The sequence below is a fragment of the Bordetella genomosp. 6 genome, from assembly GCF_002119705.1.
Lineage (GTDB): Bacteria > Pseudomonadota > Gammaproteobacteria > Burkholderiales > Burkholderiaceae_B > Bordetella > Bordetella bronchiseptica_F.
The window spans coordinates 2044946-2066726 of record NZ_CP021107.1 but is presented as its reverse complement, the minus strand read 5'-3'; the positions used below and the strand labels follow the sequence as shown (position 1 = coordinate 2066726).

At 69.1% G+C, this 21781-nt stretch carries 18 protein-coding genes and 1 pseudogene; 8 read left to right on the top strand and 11 right to left on the bottom strand.

Features of this window, described 5'->3' with window-relative positions; genetic code table 11:
• The first annotated feature begins 70 nt into the window (after positions 1 to 70).
• Positions 71 to 973 carry a LysR family transcriptional regulator gene (locus tag CAL11_RS09705; RefSeq protein ID WP_086092782.1) on the top strand — a complete coding sequence of 301 codons (903 nt, stop codon included), beginning with the start codon at positions 71 to 73 and terminating at the stop codon, positions 971 to 973.
• A gap of 61 nt (positions 974 to 1034) precedes the next feature.
• On the opposite strand, the gene CAL11_RS09700 is transcribed toward CAL11_RS09705, so the two are convergent.
• A complete protein-coding gene (locus CAL11_RS09700) occupies positions 1035 to 1811 on the bottom strand; it encodes a ferredoxin--NADP reductase (protein ID WP_033466299.1) in 777 nt (258 codons plus the stop codon).
• A 322-nt stretch (positions 1812 to 2133) separates the two neighbouring features.
• Between CAL11_RS09700 and CAL11_RS09695 the strand changes: the two genes are divergently transcribed.
• The 3 genes from CAL11_RS09695 to CAL11_RS09685 all read left to right on the top strand — a co-directional run bounded on the left by CAL11_RS09695 (position 2134) and on the right by CAL11_RS09685 (position 5758).
• Positions 2134 to 3183 (top strand): Fe(3+) ABC transporter substrate-binding protein, encoded by a 1050-nt coding sequence (locus tag CAL11_RS09695; RefSeq protein WP_033466297.1) that lies wholly within the window; start codon positions 2134 to 2136, stop codon positions 3181 to 3183.
• A 123-nt stretch (positions 3184 to 3306) separates the two neighbouring features.
• A complete protein-coding gene (locus CAL11_RS09690; protein ID WP_086092781.1) occupies positions 3307 to 4977 on the top strand; it encodes an ABC transporter permease in 1671 nt (556 codons plus the stop codon).
• 4 nt (positions 4978 to 4981) lie between these two features.
• Entirely contained in the window at positions 4982 to 5758 is a 777-nt protein-coding gene (locus tag CAL11_RS09685) for an ABC transporter ATP-binding protein (protein WP_033466294.1), read from the top strand.
• A 19-nt stretch (positions 5759 to 5777) separates the two neighbouring features.
• Here the strand turns inward: CAL11_RS09685 and CAL11_RS09680 are convergent, their stop codons facing one another.
• Together CAL11_RS09680 and CAL11_RS09675 are read right to left on the bottom strand one after the other, a co-directional pair.
• On the bottom strand, positions 5778 to 6683 hold the full coding sequence (locus CAL11_RS09680; protein ID WP_086092780.1) for a pirin family protein: 906 nt from the start codon (positions 6681 to 6683) through the stop codon (positions 5778 to 5780).
• 77 nt (positions 6684 to 6760) lie between these two features.
• Positions 6761 to 7459 carry a pirin family protein gene (locus tag CAL11_RS09675; RefSeq protein ID WP_033466290.1) on the bottom strand — a complete coding sequence of 233 codons (699 nt, stop codon included), beginning with the start codon at positions 7457 to 7459 and terminating at the stop codon, positions 6761 to 6763.
• Between the two features lie 159 nt (positions 7460 to 7618).
• On the opposite strand from CAL11_RS09675, the gene CAL11_RS09670 reads away from it, so the two are divergent.
• Positions 7619 to 8563, top strand: coding sequence for a LysR family transcriptional regulator (locus tag CAL11_RS09670; protein ID WP_033466352.1), 945 nt, complete (start codon positions 7619 to 7621; stop codon positions 8561 to 8563).
• 9 nt (positions 8564 to 8572) lie between these two features.
• On the opposite strand, the gene ntrC is transcribed toward CAL11_RS09670, so the two are convergent.
• The 5 genes from ntrC to rdgB form a co-directional block, all read right to left on the bottom strand.
• The gene (ntrC, locus tag CAL11_RS09665; RefSeq protein WP_167382479.1) at positions 8573 to 10060 is read right to left on the bottom strand and encodes a nitrogen regulation protein NR(I); all 1488 of its coding nucleotides are present in this window, start codon (positions 10058 to 10060) and stop codon (positions 8573 to 8575) included.
• Positions 10060 to 11127 carry a nitrogen regulation protein NR(II) gene (glnL, locus tag CAL11_RS09660; protein WP_086092778.1) on the bottom strand — a complete coding sequence of 356 codons (1068 nt, stop codon included), beginning with the start codon at positions 11125 to 11127 and terminating at the stop codon, positions 10060 to 10062. The genes ntrC and glnL overlap by 1 nt, the downstream gene beginning before the upstream one ends.
• 63 nt (positions 11128 to 11190) lie before the next feature.
• Positions 11191 to 12603 carry a type I glutamate--ammonia ligase gene (gene glnA / locus CAL11_RS09655; protein ID WP_086092777.1) on the bottom strand — a complete coding sequence of 471 codons (1413 nt, stop codon included), beginning with the start codon at positions 12601 to 12603 and terminating at the stop codon, positions 11191 to 11193.
• Positions 12604 to 12788: 185 nt separating this feature from the next.
• Positions 12789 to 14009, bottom strand: a complete 1221-nt coding sequence (hemW, locus tag CAL11_RS09650; protein WP_086092776.1) for a radical SAM family heme chaperone HemW — start codon at positions 14007 to 14009, stop codon at positions 12789 to 12791.
• Between the two features lie 21 nt (positions 14010 to 14030).
• Entirely contained in the window at positions 14031 to 14681 is a 651-nt protein-coding gene (rdgB, locus tag CAL11_RS09645) for an RdgB/HAM1 family non-canonical purine NTP pyrophosphatase (protein WP_086092775.1), read from the bottom strand.
• 117 nt (positions 14682 to 14798) lie between these two features.
• Between rdgB and CAL11_RS09640 the strand changes: the two genes are divergently transcribed.
• On the top strand, positions 14799 to 16601 hold the full coding sequence (locus CAL11_RS09640) for an EAL domain-containing protein (protein ID WP_086092774.1): 1803 nt from the start codon (positions 14799 to 14801) through the stop codon (positions 16599 to 16601).
• A gap of 180 nt (positions 16602 to 16781) precedes the next feature.
• On the opposite strand, the pseudogene CAL11_RS09635 reads toward CAL11_RS09640, so the two are convergent.
• Together CAL11_RS09635 and CAL11_RS09630 are read right to left on the bottom strand one after the other, a co-directional pair.
• Positions 16782 to 18167: pseudogene (locus CAL11_RS09635) on the bottom strand (methyl-accepting chemotaxis protein); the annotation flags it as partial.
• A gap of 82 nt (positions 18168 to 18249) precedes the next feature.
• Complete coding sequence (locus CAL11_RS09630; protein WP_086092772.1) at positions 18250 to 19155, bottom strand: LysR family transcriptional regulator; 906 nt, start codon at positions 19153 to 19155, stop codon at positions 18250 to 18252.
• Positions 19156 to 19279: 124 nt separating this feature from the next.
• Here CAL11_RS09630 and CAL11_RS24350 point away from each other — a divergent pair, with 124 nt between their 5' ends.
• Both CAL11_RS24350 and CAL11_RS09625 read left to right on the top strand, forming a co-directional pair.
• A complete protein-coding gene (locus CAL11_RS24350; RefSeq protein WP_157668848.1) occupies positions 19280 to 19417 on the top strand; it encodes a hypothetical protein in 138 nt (45 codons plus the stop codon).
• Between the two features lie 2 nt (positions 19418 to 19419).
• Positions 19420 to 20796, top strand: coding sequence for an MmgE/PrpD family protein (locus CAL11_RS09625; RefSeq protein WP_086092771.1), 1377 nt, complete (start codon positions 19420 to 19422; stop codon positions 20794 to 20796).
• Positions 20797 to 20928: 132 nt separating this feature from the next.
• Here CAL11_RS09625 and rph read toward each other — a convergent pair whose 3' ends face one another.
• The gene (gene rph / locus CAL11_RS09620) at positions 20929 to 21666 is read right to left on the bottom strand and encodes a ribonuclease PH (protein WP_033462313.1); all 738 of its coding nucleotides are present in this window, start codon (positions 21664 to 21666) and stop codon (positions 20929 to 20931) included.
• Positions 21667 to 21781 lie beyond the last annotated feature (115 nt).

Sequence of the window (21781 nt, the reverse complement as noted above, 5' to 3'; positions counted from 1 at the left end):
ACAGTGTGCCGGGTTTATATTTGCGGATTAAGCCCTGTATGAACCAAATTCTTTTGATTTGAATTCAACAATGAAAACCACCCTGGACGAATTGCAGGCCTTCGTGGCCGTCGTGGACACGGGTTCGATCACCGCGGCCGCGGAACAGCTCGGTCTGACGATCTCGGCCGCCAGCCGCACGCTGGGCCGGCTGGAGGAAAAGCTGCAGACCACCCTGGTGCGCCGCACGACCCGCCGGCTCGAGCTGACCGAGGAAGGGGCCGCCTTCCTGCAGCATGCGCGCGCCATCCTGGCCTCGGTCGACGAGGCCGAGGAACAGATGGCGGCCCGCCGCATGCGCCCGGCCGGACGGCTGCGGGTCGACGCGGCCACCCCATTCATGCTGCATGTGCTGGTGCCGCTGATAGCCGGCTTTCATGCCCGCTACCCCGAGGTGGAGCTGGAGCTCAATTCCAACGAAGGCATCGTCGATCTGATCGAAAAGCGCACCGACGTGGCGTTTCGCATCGGCGTGCTGAAAGACTCCACGCTGCACGCCCGCTCCATCGGCACCAGCCGCCTGCGCGTGCTTGCCAGCCCCGCCTACCTCGAGCGCCGCGGCGTGCCCGCCCGCCCCGCGCAACTGGCGCAGCACGCGTTGCTCGGCTTCACCCAGCCCGAGACGCTGAACGACTGGCCCTTGCGCGACGCCGACGGCGCCGTCCTGCGCATCCGGCCGACCATCGCCTCGTCCAGCGGCGAAACGCTGCGGCACATGGCCCTGGCGGGCCTGGGCATCGTCTGCCTCTCGGACTTCATGACCTGGGAGGACCGCCGCGCCGGCGCACTGGTACAGCTGTTCGCCAGGCAGACCCTGGACGTACGCCAGCCGGTCAACGCGGTCTACTACCGCAACACCACGCTGGCCGCGCGCATCACCTGCTTCGTGGATCACGTGATCGAGGCGCTGGGCACCCGGCCGTTCGACGCATGAACGCCTGCGCACGGGCAAAGAAAAACCGCCCGAGGGCGGTCGTTCCTGGCGGAGCGCGGCCTTATTTGTCCACGAACGCGCGCTCGAACACGTAGTCGCCCGGCTCGCCCACGCCCGGCGAAACCTCGAACCCGCGCTTGTCCAGCATGTCGCGGATGTCGGCCAGCATGTGCGGGCTGCCGCAGATCATGGCGCGGTCGACCGCCGGGTCCAGCTGCGGCAGGCCGATGTCGGCGCACAGCTTGCCCGAGTCGACCAGCTGCGTGATGCGGCCCTGGTTGCGGAACGGTTCACGCGTCACGGTGGGGTAGTAGATCAGCTTGTCGCGCACGATGTCGCCGAAGAACTCGTTGCCGGGCAGCTCCTTTTCGATGAAGTCGGCGTAGGCCAGTTCGCTGGCCCAGCGCACGCCGTGCACCAGCACCACTTTCTCGAACCGCTCGTAGACCTCGGGATCCTTGATGATGCTCATGAACGGGGCCAGGCCCGTGCCGGTGCCGAACAGATACAGGTGCTTGCCCGGCCTGAGGTCGTCGACCACCAGCGTGCCCACCGGCTTGCGGCTGACCAGGATGGTGTCGCCTTCCTTGAGGTGCTGCAGCCGCGAGGTCAGCGGCCCGTTCTGCACCTTGATGCTCAGGAACTCGAGGTTTTCCTCGTAATTGGCGCTGGCGATGCTGTAGGCGCGCATCAGCGGCTTGCCTTCGATTTCCAGGCCGATCATGACGAAATGGCCATTGTGAAAGCGCAGCGCCGCGTCGCGGGTGGTGGTGAAGGAGAAAAGGGTGTCGTTCCAGTGGCGCACGCTGAGCACGCGCTCGGTATTGAAAGCTGCCATGTCGTTGTAAATTACGGCGCCTTCCAGCGCACAAAGGAAGAAACGGAGGGCAGGCCGCGCCGCAAGCAGACGATGGGCGAACCTAGGGTTAATCCTGATTTTAACGCAAGCAGCTGAGAACTGCTCTTATTAATCGTAATACCCATATGCCGTTTGATCGGGGTCAAATCCCGCCCCGCCGCGACTGCCGATTGAGCTTTCAACAAGTTGAACAGCGGTCCGCTTCCTGTTATTGTGCCCGTCTCAGTTGATAATCATTTTCGTTAGCGCACGCAACTGCAATCCGCATCGGCGTGCGTTCCTGTCCTGCCGGAGTCATTCCATGCCGTCGACCAAGCGTTCCTCCCTGATCCCGCTGCTGCGCGCCCTGGCGCTCGCGGGCGTTGCCACGTTCTCCGCCCAGGCGCTGGCCGCCGATGAGGTCAGCCTCTACACCACACGCGAACCCAAGCTGATCCAGCCGCTGCTCGACGCCTTCGCCAAGGATAGCGGCATCAAGGTCAACACCGTCTTCGTCAAGGACGGCCTGCTCGAGCGCGTCAGGGCCGAGGGCGACAAGTCGCCGGCCGACGTGCTGATGACGGTCGACATCGGCAACCTGATCGACCTGGTCAACGGCGGCGTCACCCAGAAGATCCAGTCGCAGACGCTCGACAGCGTGGTGCCCGCCAACCTGCGCGGCGCCGAAGGCAGCTGGTATGCCCTGTCGCTGCGCGACCGCGTGCTCTACGTCGAGAAAGACCTCAAGCTGGACAGCTTCCGCTACGAAGACCTGGCGGACCCCAAATGGAAGGGCAAGGTGTGCATCCGCTCGGGCCAGCACCCGTACAACACCGCGCTGGTGGCGGCCATGATCGCCCATGACGGCGCCGAGGCCACCGAGAAATGGCTGCGCGGCGTGAAGGCCAACCTGGCCCGCAAGGCGGCCGGCGGCGACCGCGACGTGGCGCGCGACATCCTGGGCGGCATCTGCGACATCGGCCTGGCAAACGCCTACTACGTCGGCCACATGAAGAACGCCGAGCCGGGCACCGACGCCCGCAAGTGGGGCGACGCCATCAAGGTGGTGCGCCCGACCTTCGCCACCGCCAAGGATGGCGGCACCCACGTCAACATCAGCGGCGCAGCGGTCGCGGCGCACGCGCCCAACAAGGCCAACGCCGTCAAGCTGCTGGAATACCTGGTCTCCGAGCCGGCCCAGACGCTGTACGCCCAGGCCAACTACGAGTACCCGGTGCGCGCCGGCGTCAAGCTGGACCCGGTGGTGGCCAGCTTCGGCCCGCTGAAGGTCGATACCCTGCCCGTGGCCGAGGTCGCGAAGTACCGCAAGCAGGCCAGCGAACTGGTCGACAAGGTGGGCTTCGACAACTGAGCCGCGCTACACTCACGCCCGCCACGCCATTGCGGCGGCGCGGGCGTTGCCTGGCGCACGGCATGAACTGCCTTGTTTGTCGGCAAAGCGGCCATCCGGCCGCTTTGCATTTTTCCCCGTAGCATGCACACCATTTCCTTGCCGCGCAGTGCGCGGACCCGCTTCAGCGAACGCGGCGCCGGCTGGCTGGCCGGCGCGTCCCTCATCGCGCTGGCGGTGCTGGCGCCGGTGGCGGCGCTGGCATGGTGGGCGCTGCACGCCGACCTCTCGCACTGGACCCACCTGACCCGCTATGTGCTGCCGCAGGCCATGGCCAACACCGTGATCCTGCTGGCCGGCGTGGGCGTGCTGGTCACCATGCTGGGCACCGGCGCGGCGTGGCTGGTCACCGCCTACGAGTTCCCGACCCGCCGCACCCTGACCTGGGCCCTGCTGCTGCCGCTGGCCGTGCCCACCTACATCATCGCCTTCGCCTATCTCGACCTGCTGCATCCGATCGGACCGGTGCAAGGCGCCATCCGCGCCGTGCTGGGATACGACAGCCCGCGCCAGTTCCGCCTGCCCGACCTGCGCTCGATCTACGGCGCCATCTTCGTGCTGGGCTTCGTGCTGTACCCCTACGTGTACCTGAGCACCCGCGTGATGTTCATGACCCAGGCCGCCAGCCTGCTGGAAGCCGCCCGCACGCTGGGCGCGGGCCGCGTCGGCGTGTTCCTGCGCGTGGCCCTGCCCATGGCGCGGCCGGCCATCGCGGTCGGCGTCAGCCTGGCGCTGCTCGAGACGCTCAACGACATCGGCGCCTCCGAATTCCTGGGTGTGCAGACATTGACCGTGTCGGTCTACACCACCTGGATCACCCGGTCCGACCTGGCCAGCGCGGCGCAGATCGCACTGACCATGCTGGTGTTCGTCATCGCCCTCATCCTGCTCGAACGCCACGGCCGCAAGCGGCAGCGCTACGCCAACACCCAGCGCATGCGCGCCATGCAGCCGCGCCGGCTGCATGGCGCGGCCGCCGCGCTGGCCGCCGTGCTGGGCTGGATTCCCGTGGTGCTGGGCTTCGTGGCGCCGGCCCTGTACCTGATCGTCGAAACCTACAAGCGCCTGCACCTGGTGGGCGGCGTCTCCGACCAGCTCTGGGCCGGGTTGCGCAATACGCTGATGGTGGCCACCCTGGCCACCATCGTCACGCTGCTGTGCGGCCTGATCGTGGCCTGGGCCGGCCGCAGCCTGCGCGAGAGCGCCTCGTTCAACCCCGGCCGCACCTGCGGGCGCATCGCCAGCCTGGGCTATGCCGTGCCCGGCACGGTGCTGGCCATCGGCCTGCTGGCGCCCTTCGCCTGGCTCGACCACACCATGTCCGCGCTGTTCGGCTGGAACGGCCTGCTGCTGATGGGCACCACGGGCGCGCTGGTATGCGCCTACACCATCCGGTTCCTGGCGATCTCCACCGGCGGCATCGAAGCCGGCCTGGCGCGCATTCCCGCCTCGCTGGAGCAGGCGTCGCGGCTGCTGGGCGAGACCTCCGCCGGCACCCTGCGCCGCGTCCACCTGCCGCTGCTGCGCCCCGCCCTGGCGGCCAGCGCGCTGCTGGTGTTCGTGGACACCATGAAAGAACTGCCCGCCACGCTGCTGCTGCGCCCGCTCAACTTCGAGACGCTGGCCACCTGGCTGTACGCGGAGGCGGCGCGCGGCACCTACGAAGAAGGAGCGGTCGCCGCGCTGGCCATCGTCGCGGCCGGTCTGGTGCCGGTCATCCTGCTGGCGCGCACCAATCTGAAGATGGGACACTGATACCTTGGCCGACCTGCTAGAACTCGATCACATCCGGCTGGGCTACGACACGCCCCAGGGCCTGAAGACCATCATCGACGACCTGTCGCTGAGCCTGCCGGCCGGCCACATCGGCTGCCTGCTGGGCGAGTCCGGCTGCGGCAAGACCACCGTGCTGCGCGCCATCGCCGGCTTCGAGCCGGTGCTGGCCGGGCACATCGCGCTGGACGGCGCCGTCATTTCCTCGCCCGACGCGCAGGTGGCGCCCGAACTGCGCCGCGTCGGCATGATGTTCCAGGACTACGCCCTCTTCCCGCACCTGAGCGTCAGCCAGAACGTGGCCTTCGGCCTGCGCCGGCTGTCGCGTTCGGCGCGCGCGCAGCGCGTGGCCGAAATGCTGGAACTGGTCGGCCTGGCGCAATCGGCCGACAGCTATCCGCACGAAATCTCCGGCGGCCAGCAGCAGCGCGTGGCGCTGGCGCGGGCCATGGCGCCCTCGCCCGACCTGCTCCTGCTCGACGAACCGTTCTCCAATCTCGACGTGGATACGCGCGAGCGCCTGGCTTTCGAGGTGCGCGAGATCCTCAAGCGCACCGGCCACACCGCCATCCTGGTCACGCACAACCAGGCCGAGGCCTTCGCCATCGCCGACCGCATCGGCGTCATGGCGCGCGGCCATATCGAGCAATGGGACACCCCATACAACCTGCACCAGCACCCGGCCAGCCCGTTCGTGCGCGACTTCATCCGCCGCGAAGCCCTGGTGGAGCAGCGCCTGCAGGCGTTCGACCGCGGGCGCTAGCCGGGACGCGGCGGACCACTCAGGAGCGCGGCGGCGGCAAGGGGATGAACTCGGTCTCGTCGCCCGGCACGACCTGGCCGAAACGGTTCCTGCTCCAGTCTTCCTTGGCCTGTTCGATGCGGTCCTTGCTGCTGGAGACGAAGTTCCACCAGATGAAGCGCGGGCCGTCCAGGGGCTCGCCGCCCACCAGCGCCATGCGCGCCGCCGTCTGCGCGCGGATCGTCACCGCCACGCCCGGCGCGAACACGATCAGGCGGCCGGGCTCGTACGCCTGCCCTTCGATATCCACCGTCCCCTCCACCAGATAGGCGGCGCGCTCTTCGTGCTCGGGCGGCACCACCACCGTGGCCCCGGCCTGCAACTGCACGTCGCCGTAGAACAGCGGCGACAGGGTGCGCACGCCGGAGGTCTGGCCAAACAGCGAGCCGGCGATCACCTGGACGCGCACGCCCTCGCCTTCGACCACCGGTTGCGCCTCGGTGCCGTAGTGCACGAAGCCCGGATCCGTTTCCTCGTGCGCCTTGGGCAGGCCCACCCACATCTGCAGGCCGTACATGCGCAGCGGCGCCAGCCGGCTTTCCGGCGAGGTGCGCTCGGAATGCACGATGCCGCGGCCGGCCGTCATCCAGTTGACCTCTCCGGGCAGGATGGTCTGGACATTGCCGGCCCCGTCCCGGTGCACCAGCGCACCCTCGTAGAGATAGGTCACCGTGGCCAGCCCGATATGCGGGTGGGGCCGCACGTCCATGCCCACGCCGGCGGGAAACTGCACCGGGCCCATTTCGTCGAGGAACACGAACGGGCCCACCGAGCGCTGCTGCGCCGACGGCAAGGCGCGGCGCACTTCGAATCCGCCCAGGTCGCTGGTGCGCGGCACCACGATGGTCTGCACCGCCGATTGCGGCGCATTGTTCAAAATCGACATGGTTCTCCTCCTGTAGCGGCTGGCCGCGCGGCCGCGCCGTGGAAAAATGGGCGCCGCCAGGCGGCGCCCGTCTCACTTTACGGCAAATCAAATACCAGCACTTCGGCGCCTTCGCCGTCGCCCAGGCGCACCGCGGCCTCGTCCTGCAGCGCCAGGCCATCGCCCGCGCCCAGCTGCTGGCCATTGACGACCAGGCTGCCGCGCGCCACGTGCACCCAGGCGCGGCGCCCGGCCGCCAGCGGCAGCTCGGCGCTTTCCGTGCCGTCGAACAGGCCCGCGTACAGGCGCGCATCCTGGTGGATGCGCAGCGAGCCGTCGGCGCCGTCGGGGGAAACCAGCTGGCGCAGCCGGCCACGCTTGTCGGCCTCGGGAAAACGCTTTTCCTCGTACTCGGGCGCAATGCCCGTCACATCGGGCTCGATCCAGATCTGCAGCATGTGGGTCGCGGCATCCGGCTGCGGGTTGAACTCCGAGTGCATCACGCCGCGGCCGGCGCTCATGCGCTGCACATCGCCGGGCCGGATGGTCGAGCCGCTGCCCATGCTGTCCTTGTGCGCGATCGCGCCGTCCAGCACATAGGTGATGATCTCCATGTCCCGGTGGCCGTGCGTGCCGAAGCCCCGGCCGGCGGCGATGCGGTCGTCGTTGATCACGCGCAGCGGCCCGAACCCCATATGGGCCGGGTCGTAGTAGTTGGCGAAGGAAAACGTGTGGTGCGTATCGAGCCAGCCGTGGTTGGCATGGCCGCGTTCGGCGCTGCGACGCAGGGTAAGCATGGCGAACTCCTTGTTTCAATAATATGAATGTTTGGTGCATCGGCCGCATGCCGTGTACCGTCATTCACAACATGGGTTCATTATGCCCGGCCCTCCAGGCCTTGATGAGGGAGGGATTTGATGACATCATTCAATTAATTTGAACGATTGGACGCCGCCATGCCCAGTCCACGCGCCGCCCCGGCCGCCGGCCAGCCCATCACGCCCGACCTGCTGGTCATGGTCGACGCCATTGCCCGCCATGGCAGCTTCGCCAAGGCGGCGCGCGAGCTGGGCAAAGTGCCTTCGGCCGTCACCTACGCCATCCGCAAGCTGGAGGACGGCCTGGACGTACTGCTGTTCGACCGCAGCGGCCATCGGGCCGCCCTCACCCCCGCCGGCCAGGCCCTGCTGGCCGAAGGCCGCCACGTGCTGCAATCGCTCGACGAACTGGCCAGCCGCGTCAAGCGCGTGGCCACCGGCTGGGAAGGCGAATTGCGCATCGCCGTCAGCGCCGTGCTGCCCTGGACGCCGCTGTACGACCTGATCGAGGATTTTCGCGCCCTGGCGGGCGCCACGACCTTGCGCTTTTCCTCCGAAGTGCTCAGCGGCAACTGGGATGCGCTGGCCTCGGGCCGCGCCGACCTGCTGATCGGCGCCGACGCGGCGGGCGCGCCGTCGGGCGCCTACCGCACCCAGGCCATGGGGCAAACCCAGTTCGCCTTCTGCGTGGCGCCGCATCATCCGCTGGCCGCATTGGGGCGCCCCCTGGGCGCCCGCGACATCGCGGCCTATTGCGCCATCGTGGTGGCCGATACCTCGCGCGACCTGCCGCCGCGCACGCGCGGCCTGCTGCGCGAACAGCCCGTGATCGTCATGCCCACCATGCAGGCCAAGATCGACGCCCAGGTGCGCGGCATCGGCGTGGGACACCTGCCCCTGACCCTGGCCGCACCCTACCTCGCCCAGGGCCTGCTGGCCACCTGCCCCACCGACGACGTCGTGCCGCTCACCGAGCAGGTGGTCTACGCCTGGCGCGACCCCAAGCCCGGGCGGGCCTTGCAGTGGTGGCTGGACCGGCTGCGCTCGCCCCGGCTGTGCGAAAGCCTGCTGGGCGTGCCGTGAGGGCTGGCCCTATGCGTCGTCGATACCCAGCTCGCGCAGCTTGCGCGTGATGGTATTGCGGCCGATGCCCAGCCGCGACGCGGCCTCGACCCGTCGCCCCCGGCTCGCATCCAGGGCGCTTTGCAGCAGGATCTTCTCGAACTGGCGCGTCAGCGTCGCCATGACCGCCGGCTCGCCGCGCTCGAGCCGGAACTGCGCGTCGCGCAGCAAGGCTTCGTGCCAGTTGCGCGGCGCGGCATCCGGCGCCTCGGCGCGGGCCGGCTCCGTGCCGGCCGCGGCCGCCGCGACAGGCGCCGGCGCCTGCCGCGCCGCCGCCTGTTGGTGCTCGACCGCCCGGATTTCGGGCGGCAGGTCATTGCGGTCGATCGTCTGGCCCGGGGCCATGACTGTCAGCCAATGGCAGAAGTTCTCCAGCTGGCGCACGTTGCCGGGAAAATCGAAGCGCGCCAGCACGGCCAGCGCGTCGGGCGTCAGCCGTTTGACCGGCACGCCCAGCGCCCGCGCGCTGGTGGCCAGGAAGTGCTGGGCCAGCGCCGGAATATCCTCGACCCGTTCACGCAGCGGCGGCAGCCGCAGGCGGATCACATTGAGGCGATGGAACAGGTCTTCGCGGAACAGGCCCTGCTCGACGCGCTGTTCCAGCGGCTGGTGCGTGGCGGCGACGATGCGCACGTCCACGCGCACCGGTTGCGCACCGCCCACGCGGTAGAAACTGCCCTCGGCCAGTACGCGCAGCAGGCGGGTCTGCAACTCGATCGGCATGTCGCCGATCTCGTCCAGGAACAGCGTGCCGCCATGCGCTTCCTCGAAGCGTCCGCGCCGCAGCGTATTGGCTCCCGTGAAGGCGCCGCGCTCGTGCCCGAACAACTCGGCCTCCAGCAGATCGCGCGGAATCGCCGCGGCGTTCAGCGCCACGAACGGCCCGCCGGCGCGCGCGCCGTGCCCATGCAGGGCGCGCGCCACCAGTTCCTTGCCCGTGCCGGACTCGCCGGTGATCAGCACCGTCACCTTGGACTGCGCCAGCCGGCCTATGGCGCGAAACACTTCCTGCATCGCGGTGGACGAGGACTGCGTCATCACCCAGCGCTCGCCATTCTGCGCCGGCTCGCCCGCCGCGCCGGCATCGGCCGCGGGCTCGCCCTCCTGCATGGCGCGCTGGATCAGCGCCACGGCTTCGTTCACATCGAATGGCTTGGCCAGGTAATCGAACGCGCCGCCCTGGAACGCCGACACCGTGCTGTCCAGGTCGGCGAAGGCGGTCATGACGATCACCGGCAGTCCGGGATTGCGCTCCTTGATCTGGCGCAGCAGCTCAAGTCCGTCGCCGCCCGGCATGCGGATGTCCGACACCAGCACCGACGGCACGTCGGCGGCCAGCGCCTGCAGCACGTCGGCGGCGCGGGAGAAACTGCGGGTGGCGATGCCGGCCCGCGCCAGGGCCTTCTCGAGCACCCAGCGGATGGCCTGGTCGTCGTCGACAATCCAAACGGGTTTCATCAAAGTGGGGGCTCCATCGGTAATACCAGCCGGAATTCGGTGTGCTGCGCACGGGACTCGAATTCGATGATGCCTCCGTGCTGCTGCACGAAATCCTGGGCCAGGCTCAGGCCCAGCCCGGTGCCGCCGGCGCGCGCGGTCACCAGCGGATGGAAAATGCGCTCGCGGATGTGCTCGGGCACCCCCGGTCCATTGTCCAGCACCGACACCACCAGCGCCAGCCGGTGCTGCCGGTGCGCCAGCATGACCTGGCGCGCCACGCGCGTGCGCAGCACGACGCGCGGCGCGGGCACGTCGGCGCCCGGCTGCTGCTGCACCAGCTCCTGCGCCGCGTTGCGCGCCACATTCAGCACCGCCTGCATCAGCCGCGCCGCGTCGCCGCGCAGCTCGGGCATCGACGCGTCATAGTCGCGCACCAGTTCGACCGCGTCGCGGAACTCGGCCTGGATCAGCGCGCAGACGCGCTCGCAGATTTCATGGATGTTTACCGGCCGCGCGGCCAGCGGCACGCGCTGCGGCCCGCTCAACCGGTCGACCAGCGCCTGCAGCCGGTCGGCCTCGGTGATGATGACCTGGGTGTATTCGGCCAAGGCCGCGCTGGGCAGTTCGGCTTCCAGCAGCTGGGCCGCGCCGCGCAGGCCGCCCAGGGGGTTCTTGACCTCGTGGGCCAGGTTGCGCAGCAACTCGCGATGCGATTCGATTTCGTCGACCAGCCGCTGGTTGCGGTCGGCCAGCACGCGCTGCTCGATCTCGCGCGTCTCGATCAGTACCGGCCAGGCCTGGCCGGACAGCGACACCGTGGTGACGGTGACCTCCACCGACTCGACCACCCGCCGCAGCGAGGCCAGCTGGCGCACGTCGGCGAACTTGCCGGCGGCCGCGCTGTCGATGGCCGATTGCAGGTCTTCGGGATTGTCGAACAGCGTCGCGGCCGACAGGCCGCGCAATTGCTTGCGGGAACGGCCGAACAGGTCTTCGGCGGCGGCATTGGCGTATTCGATGTGCCCGCGTTCGTTCAGCAGGAAGACCGATGTGGCCAGCAGATCAAAAGCATCGACATTCGTCATAGGAGGCAACCGGGACGGCGCGGCCGGCGGGCCGCGGGGCCCGCCGCCGCACAGCCTCCCGGATTACAGGCTGTAGTACATGTCGAATTCGACCGGATGCGTGGTCATGCGCAGACGCGTGACTTCGCCCATCTTCAGTTCGATGTAGGCGTCGATCATGTCGTTGCTGAACACGCCGCCGCGGGTCAGGAACTCGCGATCCTTGTCCAGCGCGGCCAGGGCCTCTTCCAGCGACGCGCAGACGGTCGGGATCTTGGCGTCCTCTTCCGGCGGCAGGTCGTACAGGTTCTTGTCGGCCGGGTCGCCCGGGTGAATCTTGTTCTGCACGCCGTCCAGGCCGGCCATCATCAGGGCCGAGAACGCCAGGTACGGGTTGGCCAGCGGATCCGGGAAGCGCGTCTCGATGCGGCGCGCCTTGGGGTTGCCGACGTACGGGATGCGGATCGAGGCCGAACGGTTGCGGGCCGAATAGGCCAGCTTCACCGGCGCCTCGAAGTGCGGCACCAGGCGCTTGTACGAGTTGGTGCCCGGATTGGTGATGGCATTGAGCGCGCGGGCATGCTTGATGATGCCGCCGATGTAGTACAGCGCGAACTCCGACAGGCCGGCATAGCCGTTGCCCGCGAACAGGTTCTGGCCATCCTTCCAGATCGACTGGTGCACGTGCATGCCCGAGCCGTTGTCGCCGACGATGGGCTTGGGCATGAACGTGGCGGTCTTGCCGTATACGTGCGCCACGTTGTGGATCACGTACTTCATGACCTGGTTCCAGTCGGCGCGCTGCACCAGCGTGCTGAACTTGGTGCCGATCTCCAGCTGGCCGGGCGCGGCCACTTCATGGTGGTGCACTTCGACCGGCACGCCCATCTGCTCGAGCAGCAGGCACATTTCGGAACGCATGTCCTGGAACGAGTCGACCGGCGGCACGGGGAAGTAGCCGCCCTTGGGGCCGGGGCGGTGGCCCATGTTGCCGCCTTCGAATTCCAGGCCGCTGGACCACGGCGCCTCTTCCGACTTGATCTTGACGAAGGTGCCCGACATGTCGGTGTTCCAGGTCACGCCGTCGAACACGAAGAACTCGGGCTCCGGGCCGAAGTAGGCGGTATCGCCCAGGCCGGAGGACTTCAGGTAGGCTTCGGCGCGCTTGGCCAGCGAACGCGGGTCGCGATCGTAGCCCTTCAGGTCCGACGGCTCGACCACGTCGCAGCTCAGGATCAGGGTCGGTTCTTCGCGGAACGGGTCCAGGTTGGCCGTGCTCAGATCCGGGATCAACAGCATGTCGGAGGCTTCGATGCCCTTCCAGCCCGGGATCGACGACCCGTCGAACGCCTGCCCGCTCTCCAGCTTGTCCTCGTCGACGGCCGAGGTGGGAACGGAAACGTGGTGCTCGCGCCCGAGCGTATCGGTGAAGCGGAAATCCACGAACTTGACTTCGTTGTCGGCGATCTGCTTGAGAACGTCTTTGGGGCTTGCCATGTCATCTCCATAAGATAAAAGCGTCGAGGGCCTTGGTTGCCCGACTGGCAATAAACAGGCAAGCAAAATGCGTGCCAGGCGCCACACTCCCGGAAGGAGGCGGCGGCGGAATGCGAGAACAGAAATTTAGCACCATTATGGTGCAAAACACAGGGCGTTGATTGCCCTATTTTGGTGCGCGGCGATTACAGGAACATTTCCTGCAGATCGTTCAGGAAGCGCCAGCCCAGTGGAGTGGCGCGCAGGCGGGTCGGATCGGCGTCGAGCAGGCCGCGCCGGGTCGCCGCTTCCAATTGGTGCGCAATGGCCGCCAGCGACAGGCCGGTGCGCTCGGCGAACGAGGACGCGGCCACGCCGTCTTTCAGGCGCAACGCGTTGAGCATGAACTCGAACGGCAGTTCGCCCGCCCCGACCGCCCGGCTTTCGGCCACATGGCTGCCATCGCGCGCCATGGCGCGCTGCATCCAGGAATCCGGGTTGCGCAGGCGCGCCTGGCGTTCGATGCGGTCGTGAAACGACAGCTTGCCGTGGGCGCCGGGTCCCAGGCCCAGGTAGTCGCCGAACTCCCAGTAATTGAGGTTGTGCCGGCAACGCGCGCCCCTGCGGGCATAGGCCGAGACCTCGTAGCGCGCCAGCCCGGCCTGCGCCAGGGTTTCCTCGACCATGTCCTGCATGGCGGCGCTGGCGTCGTCGTCCGGCAATTCCGGCGGATACTTGGCGAAAACCGTATTGGGCTCCAGCGTCAGGTGGTACAGCGACAGGTGCTCCGTGCCGTAGGCCAGCGCCTGGCGCAGGTCCGCCCGGCACTGCTCGAGCTCCTGGCCCGGCAAGGCGAACATCAGGTCCAGGTTGACGCGTTCGACCGCCTGCTGCGCCATGGCGATGGCCGCCCGCGCCTGGGCCGCGTCATGGATGCGGCCCAGCCTGGCCAGCTGGGCATCGTCAAAGCTCTGGATGCCCAGCGACAGCCGCGTCACGCCGCTGGCCGCGTAATCGCGGAAGCGTCCGGCCTCGGCGGTGCCCGGGTTGGCCTCCATGGTGATTTCGGCGTCCGGCAGCAGGTTCAGGCAGGCGCGCAGCATCGCCAGCAGTTCGTCCAGCCCCGCCGCCGACAGCAGGCTGGGCGTGCCGCCGCCGATGAAGACGGAAATGACCTGGCGCCCCCAGACCTCGGGCACGGCCTGCTCCAGGTCCGCGCGCAGCGCGTCCAGGTAGGCGCGTTCGGGGATCTCGCCCGGCGCGGCATGCGAATTGAAATCGCAATACGGGCATTTGCGCACGCACCAGGGCACGTGCACGTAGACCGACAGCGGCGGCAGGCTGGTCAGCGTGGCGCCGGCCGGCGCGATGGCGCGCGCGCCGGCGGCCGGGCCGCCCAGGCTGCGGATGGGAATCGTGATGGCCATGCGCGTGCTCGCCACGGCCGGCTAGGGCCGGTCCACCGGCCCGGTCGCGCGCAGCTTGTCCAGCAGCTGCGCCAGGGCCTGCGCCCGGTGGCTGATGCGGTTCTTGTGCTCCGGCGCCAATTGGGCGGCGGTGCAGCCCTGCTGCGGCAGATAGAAATGCGGGTCGTAGCCGAAGCCATGCTCGCCGGCCGGCGTATCGACGATCTCGCCGTGCCAGAGCCCCTCGCCGATGAGCGGACAGGGATCGTTCTCGGTGCGCACCAGCGCCAGCAGCGCGACGTACCAGGCGCGCCGGTCGCCGGCGGCGGCCAGCTCGCGCACCAGCAAGGCGTTGTTGGCCGCGTCGCTGCGGGCGCCGCCGGGCTGCTGGGCGTAGCGGGCCGAATGCACGCCAGGCGCCCCGCCCAGCGCCACCACGCACAGGCCGGAATCGTCGGCCAGGGCCGGCAGGCCGGTGTGCCGGCTGGCGTGGCGGGCCTTGGCCAGCGCATTCTCGACAAAGGTGGCGTGGGGCTCCTCGGCCTCCGAGACGCCCAATTCGCTTTGCGGCACCAGCTCTATCCCCAGCGGGGCGAACAGGGCCGAGAATTCGCGCAATTTGCCGGCATTGTTGGATGCAAGCACCACACGACGCAAGTTTGGATTGAGTATTTCTGCGGACATGGGCAACATTGTAGAACGGGATGCGGCCGCCTCGGCGCGACTGGCGAACCTACGCAACATCGCGGCAATAATGACTCGTCATGATATTGACCCCGGCCTGCCTGGCCCTTCGCGCATACGCCCAGCATGATCTCGTCTTCCTCAGCAGATCTCCATGCCGACGCCGGCCTGGCCGCCATTCTCCAGGGCGGCCTGCTCAATCCCTGCTACCAGCCGGTGGCCGACCTGGCGCAGGACCGCATTTTCGGCCATGAAAGCCTGATCCGAGGGCCGCGGCAAAGCGTGCTGCACATGCCGGACGCCTTGTTCGCCGCGGCGCGCCGCGACGGCCTGCACGCCGAACTCGAACTTGCCAGCCTGCAGGCCGGCGCGCGCCGCTTCACCGAGCTGGACTCGCCCGGCAACCTGTTCCTGAATCTCTCCGGCGCCGTCCTGGTGGCGTGCTGGCGCCGCTACGGCGGCGGGCTGCCGGTCATGCTGCTGGCCGACAGCGGCCTGGCGGCCGACCGGGTGGTCATCGAGATCACCGAATACGATCCGGTGGGCGGCGACCTGCCGGCCCTGAATCAGGCCCTGGCCTGCCTGCGCGCCAGCGGCATGCGGGTGGCGCTGGATGACTACGGCGTCGGCAACGCCAGCCTGCAGCTGTGGGCCGAGCTGGCCCCCGACCTGGTCAAGATCGACCGCTACTTCTTCAACGGCATCAGCCGCGACGAGCGCCGCCTGCAACTGGTGCGCTCCATGGTGTCGACGGCGCGGCAGCTCAACTCCACCCTGGTGGCCGAGGGCATCGAGAACGCCGACGACCTGCGCACGGTGTACGAGCTGGGCATACGCTATGCGCAAGGCTGGTTCCTGGGCCGCCCCGAGAACGAGCCGCGCGCCGACCTGCCCACGGCGGCGCGTGCCTCGCTGCAGCCATCCTGCGCGACGCAACCCGCGCCCCTGCCGGGCCACACGGCGCTGGCGCTGCGGGTCGAGGCGCCGCCGGTCATGCTGGCGCGCCACACCAACGACGACGTACAGCGGCTGTTCCAGGAACATCGCCACCTGCATGCCGTGGCGGTGCTGGACAGCGACAGCCGGCCGGTAGGCATCATCAACCGGCGCGACTTCTCCGAGCACTACGCCCAGCGCTATACCCGCGACCTGTTCGGGCGCAACCCGTGCTCGACGTTCATGAACCCGGATCCCGTGCTGGTGGAGGTGCACACCTCGATCGACCAGCTCAGCCACGTGCTGCTGTCCGACGACCAGCGCTACCTGGCCGACGGCTTCGTCATCACCCGCGGCGGCCGCTACGACAGCCTGGGCACCGGCGAAGCGCTGGTGCGCTCGGTCACCGAAATGCGCCTCGAAGCCGCGCGCTACGCCAACCCGCTGACCTCGCTGCCGGGCAACATTCCCATCAGCCAGCACATCGCCCACCTGCTTGGCCATGCGCCCGACTTCGTCGTCTGCTACGCCGACCTGGACAACTTCAAGCCGTTCAACGACGTCTACGGCTATTGGCGCGGCGACGACATGATCCGCCTGTGCGCCGACACCATCAAGCGCCACTGCGACGCGCGCCGCGACTTCGTGGGCCACGTCGGCGGCGATGACTTCGTCGTCATGCTGCGCAGCACCGACTGGCGCCTGCGGGTCGAGCGCATCATCGCCGAGTTCAACCTGCGCGCCCTCGACCTGTACGACGACCAGGGCCGCCACGATGGCGGCATCCGCGCCGAGGACCGCTACGGCGTGCTGCGCTTCTTTCCCTGCGTCACCCTGGGCATCGGCGCGCTGGAAGTCAGCCCGGCCGAACTAGGCAGCCACGTTCGCCCGGAGGACCTCGCCTCGGCCGCCGCCCACGTCAAGCAGCAGGTCAAGCACGGCAACCTGGCGCTGGTGGTCCAGCGCTACCAGGTGCCCGCCCGCGCCGCCTGAGCGCGGCGCGCCCGCCAGGCGGAAGACCGCCACCGCCTGGCGCAAGGCCTGCGCCTGCGTTTCCAGCGAGGCCGCCGCCGCGGCGGTCTGCTCGGCCATGGCGGCGTTTTCCTGCGTGGCGCGCTCGGCATCCGCCACGGCCAGGTTGACCGAGGCAATGCCGGCGGCCTGCGTGGCGCTGGCCTCCGAAATGCCGGCCACCAGTTGCGTCACCCGGTCGATCGACTGCACGATCTCGCCCATGGTCGCGCCCGCCAGGTTGACCTGCTGCACGCCGCTGGCCACGCGCGCCGACGAATCGTCGATCAAGGCCTTGATCTCGCGCGCCGCCTGGGCGCTGCGCTGGGCCAGCGACCGGACTTCGCCGGCCACGACGGCGAAACCCCGGCCCTGCGGCCCGGCCCGGGCCGCCTCCACCGCCGCGTTCAAGGCCAGCACATTGGTCTGGAACGCCAGGCTGTCGACCAACCCCACGATCTCGGCGATGCGCTGCGCGCCGCTGGCGATGTCGCGCATGCTGGCGACCACCTGCTCGACCGCCGTGCCGCCCTGGCGCGCCAGTTCGGTGGCGCCGGCCGCCTGCCGGCTGGCCTGGTCGGCGTGCTCGGCGGTGGCGCGCACCGTACCGGCCAGCTCCGCCATGCTGGCGGCGGCCTCCTGCAGCGCGCCAGCCTGGCGCGCCGTGCGGCCGGACATCTCCACGCCACCGGCGGCGATCTCGCCCGAGCCGGTGTGGATCTCCTCCACGCCGTGGCGAACCGATTCGACCGCGCGGGTCAAGCCGCCCTGCATGCGCCGCATCGCCGAATACAGCACGCCGATCTCGTTGTCGCCGCGCGCCGCGATCGCGGCGGTCAGGTCGCCATCGGCGATACGGTCGAAATGGCGGCCAGCCTCGGTCAAGGGCCGCAACATCGCGCGGCGAAAGCCCAGCCGGATCACGACAGCCAGGACGGCCACCAGCGCCAGCAGGGCCAGCGCGCCCAGCCCCATGCGTTCGAGCACGCGCGCGGCGTCGGCCACGGCGGCGCGCCCCTGCTCCCGCGCGTAGCCCTGGAAGGCGTCGACCGCCTTGATGTAGCGCTCGGCCGCCTGCGGCAGCACGCGCTCGGCCAGCCGGTTGGCCTCGATCCCGTTCCAGCCCTTGAGCGCGGCATGCAGCGGCGCCAGCGCCTGGGTGGCCAGCGCGTCGTAGCCGGCCAGCACCTCGTCGTACAGGGGCGCGCCCTGCGCGGCCGTCTCGGGATTGCCGCGCAGGCGCTCCTGGCTGTCGCGGGCCTGCTCCAGCAGCGTGGCCGCCTGCGCCAGGGCCGCGTCGCGCTGCGCTTCCAGCCCGCCTTCCATATACGTCTTGGCGTCGGCCAGCACGGCGCGGGCCTGGAACAGCCAACTGGTCGTATCGCCCAGGTCGCTGGCGCGTTCGATATTGCCGCGGCCCAGGGCTTCGATGGCTGCCTGGTTATCGCGCAGCACCGCTACGCCGGCGCCGGCGGCCGCGGCGAACAGCAGCACGAAAAATGCCAGCGTGGCCGACAGCGCGGCCGCAAGTTTGAGTTTCTTTCGCATCGGGATCCGCAAGTGAGGCTGAGCCGCGCATGGCGGCGTCGCCGCCATTATGGTCAGGCAGTCTTGCAGATTGTTGACACGCTCAGCCGGCCGCGTCCCCGTCGGCCACCAAGGTTTCCACCAGCTCGCGCGCGAAGGCCGGCAGGCTGTCCAGGTTCTTCACGCAGATCTGCAGTTCGCGCACGGCCCACTCGTCGGTCAGGCCGACCAGCGCGATGTCGAGATTGCGCGCGTAGCGCAGCGCGGCCGACTCCGGGATCACGCCGATGCCCACGCCGCTTTCGATCATGCGGCAGACCGCCTCGAAATTGCCCACCTCGACGCGGAACCTGAAGGTGCGTCCCAGGCTCGCGGCCGCCTGCACCAGGAACGGATGGATGGCGCTCCACTCGGACAGGCCGACATAATCGTCGGCCAGCGTATCGGCGAACGCCACCGATTCCTCGGCCGCCAGCCGGTGGGCGGCCGGCGTCACGACCACCAGCCGATCCTTGCGGTACGGGATGAACTGCAGTTTCTGGTCCGGGACACAGCCGGCCACCACGCCGATATCGGCCGAGCCATCGGCCACCGCCCGCACCACCAGGTAGCTGAGCCGTTCGCGCAGCTCGACGTTGACGTCCGGGTGCGCCGCCAGGTAGCGCGCCAGCACGGCGGGCATGAACTCGGTCATCGCCGTCGTATTGGCCAGCACGCGCACGTGCCCTTTGACGCCGCGCGCGAACTCCTGCATGTCGCCGCGCATCTGCTCGACCTGCTGCATGACCGTGCGGGCATGGCGCAGCATGGCCTCGCCCGAGGGCGTCAGGGTCACGCCCTGGCTGGTGCGGTACAGCAACTGGGTGCCGAAATGCTCTTCGAGGTTCTTGACCCGCGTGCTGGCGGCCGGCAGCGACAGGTGCGACTTCTCGGCGCCGCGCGTCAGGCTGTGCCAATCGCCGATATGCACCAGCAGCTGCAGGTCGGTCAAATCGAAATGCGCGGCCATGCGCCCCCTCCCTTCGGTAATCCATAACCCGGTATTCGGCAATCGTAAATTGGCATGGCGCCGGGCTTGGGGCACAGTGCTCGATTACGTTTCCGCAACCCTCATCATAAAAGAAGACGCGCCCATGCCCGATACGCACCCCAACTTCCAGGATATCCGCGAGGCGGTGAGCGCGCGGGCCTATGTCAACGTCGAGGCCGCCAACGCCTGCCTGCAATGGCATGGCGGAGAGCACGTACTGGGCATGACCCGCTCATTCTGACCATGACCATGAACCCCTCCCCATCCGACCACCCCAGCGCCCGGCTGGCCGAATTCGCCGCGGACCTGCGCTACGAGGACATCCCGCCCGCCGTGCTCCGGCGCGCCGAAGACCTGTTCCTCGACAGCCTGGCGTCGATCCTGGCCGGCGCCGGCGCCCCTCCTGTGCAGGCCATCGCGCGCTATGCCGCCGCCATGGGCCCGGCCGACGGCCCATCCGAGAACCTGGTCACGCGCACCGGCACCACGCCGCTGTTCGCCGCCATGGTCAACGCCGCCGCCTGCCACGTGGTCGAACAGGACGACGTGCACAACGGCGCGGTGTTCCATCCGGCCGCGGTGGTATTCCCGCCCGCGCTGGCGGTGGCGCAGGCGCTGGGCCGCAGCGGCCGCGACCTGCTGACCGCGGCGGTGGCCGGCTATGAAGCGGGCATCCGCATCGGCGAATTCCTCGGCCGCTCCCACTACAAGATCTTCCATACCACCGCCACGGTCGGCACCCTGGCCGCCGCCGTCACCGTCGGCCATCTGCTGCGTCTCGACGCCACCCGGATGCTGCATGCATTGGGCTCGGCCGGCACGCAATCGGCCGGCCTGTGGGAGTTCCTGCGCGATGCCGCCGACTCCAAGCAACTGCACACCGCGCACGCGGCGGCCGCGGGCATCACGGCTGCCTACCTGGCGCGGGACGGCTTCACCGGCGCGCAACGCATTCTCGAAGGCGCGCAAGGCCTGGCCGCCGGCATGTCCAGCGACGCCGACCCCAGCCGCCTGCTCGACGGCCTGGGCCAGCGCTGGGCCCTGGCCGAGACCTCCTTCAAGTACCACGCCTCGTGCCGCCACACCCATCCGGCGGCCGACGCCCTGCAGCACGTGATGCGCGAACATGGCCTGCGCGCCGCCGACCTGGCCGCGGTGGAAACCCTGGTGCACCAGGGCGCCATCGACGTGCTGGGCCCGGTCACCGCCCCCGCCACCGTCCATCAATCGAAGTTCTCGATGGGCACCGTGCTGGCATTGATCGCGCTGCGCGGCCACGCCGGCCTCACCGAGTTCGACGCCGCCCCGGGCGACGCCGAGGTGGCGGCGCTGCGCGACAAAGTGCGCATGACGCTCGACGACGAAGTGGACCGCGCCTACCCCAGGCGCTGGATCGGCAAGGTCAACGTCACCACCACCGATGGCCGCCATCTGCACGGCCGCGTCGACGAGCCCAAGGGCGACCCCGGCAACACCCTCGCGCGCCCCGAAATCGAGGACAAGGCCCTGCGGCTGGCGCGCTACGGCGGCCACGCCACCGAAAGCGAAGTACGCGCCCTGATAGCCCAGGCGTGGCGCCTGGCCGAGCAGGAGCGGGTGGGCAAGCTGTTGAGCGAGTAAGGCAGTGGCCAGGACGGAAGACGGGGTGCCTGTCCCAGTGGTCGAGTGCGCATGGCACACCAGATCAGCGGGGAGGACGGGCACCCCAGATTCAGCGCGTGCCAGTCCCCGTGCGGGGACAGGCACGCGGGTTTACTGCAATGCCTCGCGCTGCGCCCGCACCAGCTGGGCGATGCCGTTTTCGGCCAGCCCGAGCATCGTGTCGAGTTCGCCGCGGGTAAAGGTGGCGCCCTCGCCGGTGCCCTGCACTTCGACGAAAGCGCCGCTGCCGGTCATCACCACGTTGACGTCGGCCGCGCAGGCCGAATCCTCCTGGTAATCCAGGTCGAGCACCGCGCGTCCATCCACCAGGCCGACCGACACGGCGGCGACCGCGTCGCGGATCGGGTTGTGCGCCAGGTCGCCGCGCTGCATCAGCAGCGCCACGGCGTCGGCCGCGGCCACCCACGCGCCCGTGATGCTGGCGCAACGCGTGCCGCCGTCGGCCTGCAGCACGTCGCAATCCAGGTGCAGGGTGCGCTCGCCCAGCAGGCGCAGGTCGAACACCGCGCGCAGGCTGCGGCCGATCAGCCGCTGGATTTCCTGCGTGCGGCCGCTCTGCTTGCCGCGCGCGGCCTCGCGGTCGCCGCGCGTATGCGTGGCGCGCGGCAGCATGCCGTACTCGGCGGTCACCCAGCCTTCGCCGCGCCCCTTGAGAAACGGCGGCACCTTCTCGAGCACGCTGGCCGTGCACAGCACATGCGTATTGCCCGCGCGCACCAGCACCGAGCCCTCGGCATAACGCGTAAAGCCGCGCTCCAGGCTGAACGGCCGCAAGGCGTCGACGGCGCGGCCGGAAGGACGGGAAAGCGTATCGGCGGAAGTGCTCACGGTTATCGGCTCCTGGAAAATATGACGATAGCGGGATTGTACGTGCCGGCGGAGCGCGCGCATCGGTTATCCTGCAGGCATCCTGCCGCCGGCCTGCGCGCGGCGGGCCTTTCAT